Consider the following 6,930-nt stretch of genomic DNA (forward strand, 5'->3'; position numbering starts at 1 on the left):
ATGCGATGTCGGAAAGGGCGCAAAAGGAATTTATTGATAAAGCCCTGGACTCGCTGTCGGTAGATGGCATGAGCCAAAAGCGCATCAGCATTACGGTCGATGACAACGACAACCGTCTCCGTGATAATGTGAGGATAAGGGCTTGGAATCGTGATGACGACGAGCCGATGATTTGGAGTTGGCGTGACGGCGATGGTCATCACCAAAATTTTCACTTCGATACCAAAGAGTTGCAGGGCAGTGTTCGGCGGATGCAGAAGGAAATGGAGCCAAAACTCCGGGAATTGCGCGCCAATGTAGAACCAAGCATACGGATCATGCAAAAAAATATAGAAGGTATGGGCGATCGCTTCAATGGTGCCTGGGGAAGTGCCTTCGATAACAGTAGCAGTGTGCGAAGCCTGAACGCCTACGCCAACAATCCCGACAACGGGCTGCTGAACTTGCGGTTCAGTGTTCCCGAAAAGGGCGATGTCCGCATCACCGTCACTGACACGGATGGCAAGGAAGTGGGCAAGAAGACCATCAAAGATTTTAGCGGCGAATTTGTCGGGCAGATTGAGTTGAAGAAGAATACGAAGGGAACGCTCTTCGTAACGGTAGTTCAGAACGACGATGGCACTATGCGTAAAGTCGTTATCGAGTAAGTCGATTAGGATTGTTTTTCTCGAAGCCCGTCCTTTTTTTAAGGGACGGGCTTTTTTTAGCCAAAAAAATCAAAAAAATAGTACGTGCTAAGGCAGGAATAGTAAATTTGCCAGTTAAAACCCCTTTACTGACCGAAACGCAACCAACCGTGCGACTATGCTGAATCTTGTACTTTTTGGCCCCCCGGGTGCGGGCAAAGGCACCCAAAGTGAAAAAATTATCGAGAAATATTCCCTCGTCCACCTCTCGACGGGCGACCTGCTGCGGTCACAGATCAAAGCCGGTACCGAACTGGGTTTGAAAGCTAAGACTCTTATGGATCAGGGTGTTTTGGTGCCGGATGAGGTAGTAATTGGCATGATTGATGCTAAACTACAAGAGCATCAAGACGCTCCCGGCTTTATTTTTGATGGCTTCCCCCGTACAGTAAAGCAGGCGGAGGCACTGGACGAACTCCTCAAATCGCATAATGAGCAGATTTCGGTGATGGTGGCTTTGCTCGTCCCCGACGAAGAACTAAAAAAGCGGTTACTGATCCGTGGCCAAACCTCGGGCCGCCCCGATGACCAGAACGAGGAGAAAATCAAAACCCGAATTTTCGAGTACAACAGCAAAACGACACCCGTGGCGGACTACTACCGCCAGCAAAACAAGTTTGTGAGCATCGGCGGCGTCGGCGAAATCGAAGAAATCTTCGAGGCCATTTGTGGGGCGGTGGAATCCAATTAGTGAATGGGGGATTGGGAGATTTAGAGAATGTTGCATTCGCCCAATTCTCAGTTATTCTCTCATTCTCTCATTCTCTCATTCAAAATTGAAAAGGTGGCCTCATCAAATTTTATTGATTACGTAAAGATCAACGCCCGTTCCGGGGCGGGGGGAGCAGGTTCGCTGCACTTCCGTCGGGAGAAGCACGTGAGTAAAGGTGGCCCCGACGGCGGCAACGGCGGACGGGGCGGCCACGTAATCCTGCGCGGCAATGCGCAGCTGTGGACGCTGCTGCACCTGCGCTACACCAAGCACATCAAAGCGGAGCCCGGCGGCAAGGGCGATGGAGGCAGAAGAAGCGGAGCAGAAGGCCAGGACAAAATTTTGGAAGTCCCATTGGGAACAGTAGCCCGCAACGCCGAAACCGGGGAAGAAATGGGTGAAATCACCGACGATGGGCAGGAGATTATTCTACTGCCCGGTGGACTTGGCGGGTTAGGAAATGATCATTTCAAATCAGCCACAAACCGGACTCCCGACTATGCTCAACCGGGCGGAGAGGAGTTGGAAGCCTGGATCATTCTCGAATTGAAAGTATTGGCTGATGTGGGGCTGGTGGGCTTCCCGAATGCCGGAAAATCTACATTGCTATCAGTAGTGTCGGCAGCGAGACCCGAAATTGCTAACTACCCATTTACAACCTTAGTACCCAATTTAGGCGTAGTTGCTTATCGAGACGATCTCTCCTTTGTAATGGCCGATATTCCCGGCATAATCGAAGGAGCTTCTCAAGGCAGAGGACTGGGTCTGCGCTTTTTAAGACATATTGAAAGAAACTCTCTGCTTGTATTCCTGATTCCGGCCGACAGCGAAGATCCCGCGGCGGAATATGAAACCCTACTCAATGAACTAAGAGAATACAATCCGTCCCTACTTGATAAGCAAAGGCTTATCGCAATTTCAAAAATCGATTTGGTTGAAGATGATATTAGTGAAAGAGAAAAATTGACAAAAGGATTACCGGACAACGTACCAAATTTGTTCATTTCTGGAGCAACACAAGAAGGAATTGAACGTTTGAAAGACCTGATATGGGCAACGCTCAACGAGCCGTTGTCCGTTAGCTAAATTTAAGGTCAAAAAGTTGCTTGTCGGTAGTTCTAAACTGATATTGGGTGCATCTTTTTTATTCGTTAAGGATTGAATGACATGAAGTTTACGGTTAAGCTGTCAATGGTTATATGTATAGCCATTTTTACATTTCTAGGGGCCGACGCTTACGCACAACTTAGTATTTCCTATCCGGCCAACCGCACGGTACTCCAGCGAGACAAGAACAATTCGGCTACAGTGTACATCCGTGGAACCTATTCCACGCCTATCGAGCGGGTGGAGGTGCAACTCCGTGCGATCAACGGCGGTAATACTTCCGGCTGGATGAATATTCAGAACAACCCTCAAGGCGGCAGCTATGCCGGCCAAGTGGACTGGAGCGGCGGCTGGTACGAAATGGAAGTACGGGGCTGGCGTGGTGACCAAATCGTGGGTAGTTCCACGGTGTCGCGCTTTGGTATCGGTGAGGTATTTATGATTGCCGGGCAGTCTAACTCCCAGGGTTATCAGAACTATGGTGGCCCCGGTGCCATCGACGACCGGGTGAATACGGTAAACTACTACAATGTGAGTTCAAACAATGAACTCCCTCAGCCATCGTTTGACCACCTCAACGCCGATTCGTACATTTCGCCCAGGGGTAATTCTGCGTGGGCTTACGGAAAACTGGGAGATCGCCTGGCCGAACGGCTGGGCGTCCCGATCTTGTTCTACAATGCGGGATGGTACGGGTCGGCGGTGAGAAACTGGCGGCAAAGTATCAATGGCACGGCTTACTCAGTTTACAATGGCGAGGCATTCACACCTTCTGGCATGCCTTACAACAACCTCCGATTGACCTTACAGTATTACGTTCCGGTGACGGGCATCCGGGCGATCTTGTGGCATCAGGGAGAGGCAGATAATTTTACGAATACTACTAGTGATTCTTACACTGCTGATCTGCGGGCAGTCATTGAGCAGACCCGCAACGAGAGTGGTCGGAATATTTCCTGGGTTGTGTCTCGGGCCTCTTTTGAAAACCAGCGGGGAACTGATTTTGCAATAATCAAAGCTCAAAACGATGTCGTTGCTTCTACTTCCAACACTTTCTACGGGCCGGAAACTGATAAAATTCAAACGCCCCGGCCCGATGGCGCGCATTTTCAGGATGTTGGTCTACATCAGTTGGGCGAAGCCTGGAGCGGGGCCTTGAACGACGACTTTTTTGCTCGTTCAGAACCCTCCAAAGCCGTTTCACTGCCAACTGTGCGCGTGGTCTGTGGTAGTGGTAATTCGCTGTCGTTGACTGTCGAGGGCGGTAATTTTAGTTCGATCAATTGGAATAACGGACAGAATTCGCCTAATATCAATGTAGGAGGCGGCCGCTACGTGGCCAAAGTCCGCGACCAGGCGGGCAACATTCTGTTCAGCCCTGCTGTGGAAGTACCCGGTCAGGTACGGCCTTCCGTACCGACCATCGAAGTAGAAGGCGGTAGAAACAACATTTGTCAGGGAAGTTCACTTGCCCTCACTGCATCGGCTGACGGATTCCTTCGCTGGAATACCGGACAGACTGATCGTCGGATTAATGTAAACTCACCCGACAACTACAGCGTTACCGCCAGCAACGCCTATGGCTGTGAGGCAACTTCAGCTCCCGTCGCAATTGGCGTATTTTCCACCCCACCGCCACCCAAGCCCAGCATCAAGATACTGGGAACTACGGTTTTCTGTGCGGGAGGCGTAGTGACATTGGAATCGAATTCCGCTGTGCAAAGTACTTGGTCAGACGGGCAGAATGGCGCTACTATTTCGGTGGGGAATAGCGGGGAGTTCCGTGTAAGAGCCGTGGACGGCAACGGCTGCAAGTCGCCGGAGTCCGACCCTGTGACCGTGAAAGTCAACCCGCTCCCCTCACGGCCATCCGTAGCAGTCAGTGGTATCACCACTTTTTGCGAAGGAGGAAGCGTGACGCTCACCTCTAACTACGAAAACGGTAACCGCTGGAATACCAACACCTCGGATCGGTCGGTAGTAATCAATCAGTCGGGCGACTACACAGTATCAATCACAGATGGTAATGGCTGTACGGCTACCTCCTCCCCGGTTCGGGTGCAAGTGAATCCGTTGCCTGCTGCGCCCGCTATCACGTCTCTTCGCCCGGTCACCTTCTGCGATCGCGACTTTACGGTTTTACAAGCTAGCCCCTCCAACTCCTACCAATGGAGCAATGGCAGTAATCAGCGCGAAGTAGAAGTGCGAACCTCGGGCGAATTCTCGCTTACGACTATCGACCGCAATGGCTGCCGTTCTCCTGTTTCGCAAGTCGTGCGGGTGACAGCCAATCCACTTCCACCTACTCCTACTATCACTGCTTCGGGCCCCCTTACCTTTTGCTCAAGTGAAAAAATAACGCTCAAGTCCACTGAGGCAAAAGGCTACGTCTGGAACAGCGGATCTACGAATCAGGAATTTTCAACCAATCTAACTGGCATCTACCAGGTTCGTACTAAGAATGAGTTCAACTGCTTGTCGGACGCTTCCAATACAATTTCGTTGAATGCGTTGCCTCTGCCAGCTGCTCCCACTGTGACCGCTCTCGGGCGCACTACATTTTGCCAAGGAGAAGAGGTGCAACTTACTACCAACACAGAGGGTGATTTTTCCTGGAATACAGGGGCGACGGGCAAATCCATCATCGCTACCGAATCGGGAAATTACTCCGCTCGGGTGCAAGGAACTAACGGATGTTTTTCGCCATTTTCTCAAGCCTTAAGGCTGGAATCCAAGCCAAAACCGCCGTTGCCTGTTGTTCAGCAAGTAGGCACCTACACCCTTGAAGCAGGAGTGAGGGTACCCAACGAAGATTTTCTGTGGCAGAGAGACGGTGTGATACTGGGCGATTCGACGAGTTTGATTAAAGCTACAAAACCGGGTGCTTATTTGGTGAAAGCCGCTATCACTTACAGTCCTACGCTGGTATGTTTTTCCGATGAGTCGGCTATTTTTAATTTTATTCCAGAAGCTGACGGCAACGGAATTAGCATTTATCCTAACCCGACCGATAATGGCATGATCATTGCGGAGACTCGTGATAACCTGGAAGGCGCGACCGTGAGAGTGTATGATTTGAAAGGCGTACCAGTACAAACTTTCCTGATAGACTCATTCGAACAGCGCCAATTTCTTGACCTATCCAACCTTTCGAGTGGCATGTACATCTTAAAGATAAGTTCTGGTTTTTTCCATGCCACCCAGAAGTTAATGATTAGTAAGTAAAGACAAACGGTTTGGCTTTCGGGTGGTCGAAGATCGGGAGGCAAACGCTCGCGGCAAGGAATAATCCACTATTTTTGCGGAAATTTCTCCTGCCATCCTTTCCAGATATTTTTGAAATTTTCCGGAATCCGTTTTTTCGGTTTAGATGTAAACACTGCGTGAATGCGTACTCTATATACTCTTTGTATTTTTCTGACTACCTGGCTACTTAGTAGCTTCTTAGCATTGGGTGCCGAAGCCCAGATTAAAATTACCTCACCAACAGATCGTGCTATTTACCAGCGCGACATCACGGGGCAAACTACCATCTCAATCTCTGGTACCTACTCTCAGCCTATCGACAAGTTCGAGGTGCGGGCGGTGGCTGTCATTCCGGGGCAGGGGCAGAACACGCCGTGGAGCACATTACAGGACAAAGTTTCAGGCGGAGTTTTTCAAGGAACGCTGCGCCTCCAGGGCGGTTGGTACACAATAGAGGTTAGGGGCTTGCAAAACGGTGAAGTCGTAGGGCGCGACGTAGTGTCACGGATGGGGGTCGGAGAAGTCTTCTTGATTTCCGGGCAGTCTAACGCCCAGGGGCTGTTTGAATCACCCGGCCCGGCAGCCAATGACGATCGTGTCAATTACATTGTCTATGATAATACCGTCAACTCGCTTTTTGATCCGCCCGCGCCTACCTTCGCACACCTTGAATCCAACGTAACCATTGGTCCTCGCGGAAAAACTGCCTGGTGCTGGGGTATTCTGGGAGATCTGCTGGTGCGCAAATTAAACGTTCCCGTTTTATTCATCAATACCGCCTGGGAGGGAACCTCGGTGAGAAACTGGGCTGAGAGCGCCGAAGGAAAGATTGCCCGAAGCCCCTACGGTTTCAACTACCCTGCTCAGATGCCCTACGGCAATCTTCTGATTTCTACGCAGCACTATGTCCATCAGTTGGGCGTGCGGGCTATCCTCTGGATGCAGGGTGAGGCGGACAATTACCCGGCCAATACCAGTGCTCAGTCCTACAGCTACGACATGCAGTTTCTTATCAATAAACTAAACAGCGACACCGGCAAGCGGATCAACTGGGTCATTTCCCGCACTTCCCGCAACGTGAATGGCACGGGACAGTCGACAACGAATCAAAACATTATCAACGGCCAAAACGCGGTACTAAACACAAATTTCAACAGTACTTTTCCGGGCCCAGAAACG

5 protein-coding genes are annotated in these 6,930 nt (G+C 50.6%); all 5 read left to right on the forward strand.

The window, feature by feature from the left end:
• Positions 1 to 647: T9SS type A sorting domain-containing protein (locus tag ACEW8P_RS26385; RefSeq protein WP_373516049.1), on the forward strand; the 647-nt coding region annotated here is incomplete at its 5' end.
• Positions 648 to 804: 157 nt separating this feature from the next.
• Complete coding sequence (locus ACEW8P_RS26390; RefSeq protein WP_373516050.1) at positions 805 to 1,377, forward strand: adenylate kinase; 573 nt, start codon at positions 805 to 807, stop codon at positions 1,375 to 1,377.
• A 93-nt stretch (positions 1,378 to 1,470) separates the two neighbouring features.
• Positions 1,471 to 2,484 carry a GTPase ObgE gene (obgE, locus tag ACEW8P_RS26395; RefSeq protein WP_373516051.1) on the forward strand — a complete coding sequence of 338 codons (1,014 nt, stop codon included), beginning with the start codon at positions 1,471 to 1,473 and terminating at the stop codon, positions 2,482 to 2,484.
• Between the two features lie 105 nt (positions 2,485 to 2,589).
• Positions 2,590 to 5,730 (forward strand): T9SS type A sorting domain-containing protein, encoded by a 3,141-nt coding sequence (locus ACEW8P_RS26400; RefSeq protein ID WP_373516052.1) that lies wholly within the window; start codon positions 2,590 to 2,592, stop codon positions 5,728 to 5,730.
• Between the two features lie 162 nt (positions 5,731 to 5,892).
• A partial coding sequence (locus ACEW8P_RS26405; protein WP_373516053.1) for a sialate O-acetylesterase occupies positions 5,893 to 6,930 on the forward strand: 1,038 nt, incomplete at its 3' end.

The sequence above is a fragment of the Persicitalea sp. genome (assembly GCF_041751555.1).
In the GTDB taxonomy this organism is placed as follows: Bacteria; Bacteroidota; Bacteroidia; order Cytophagales; family Spirosomataceae; genus Persicitalea.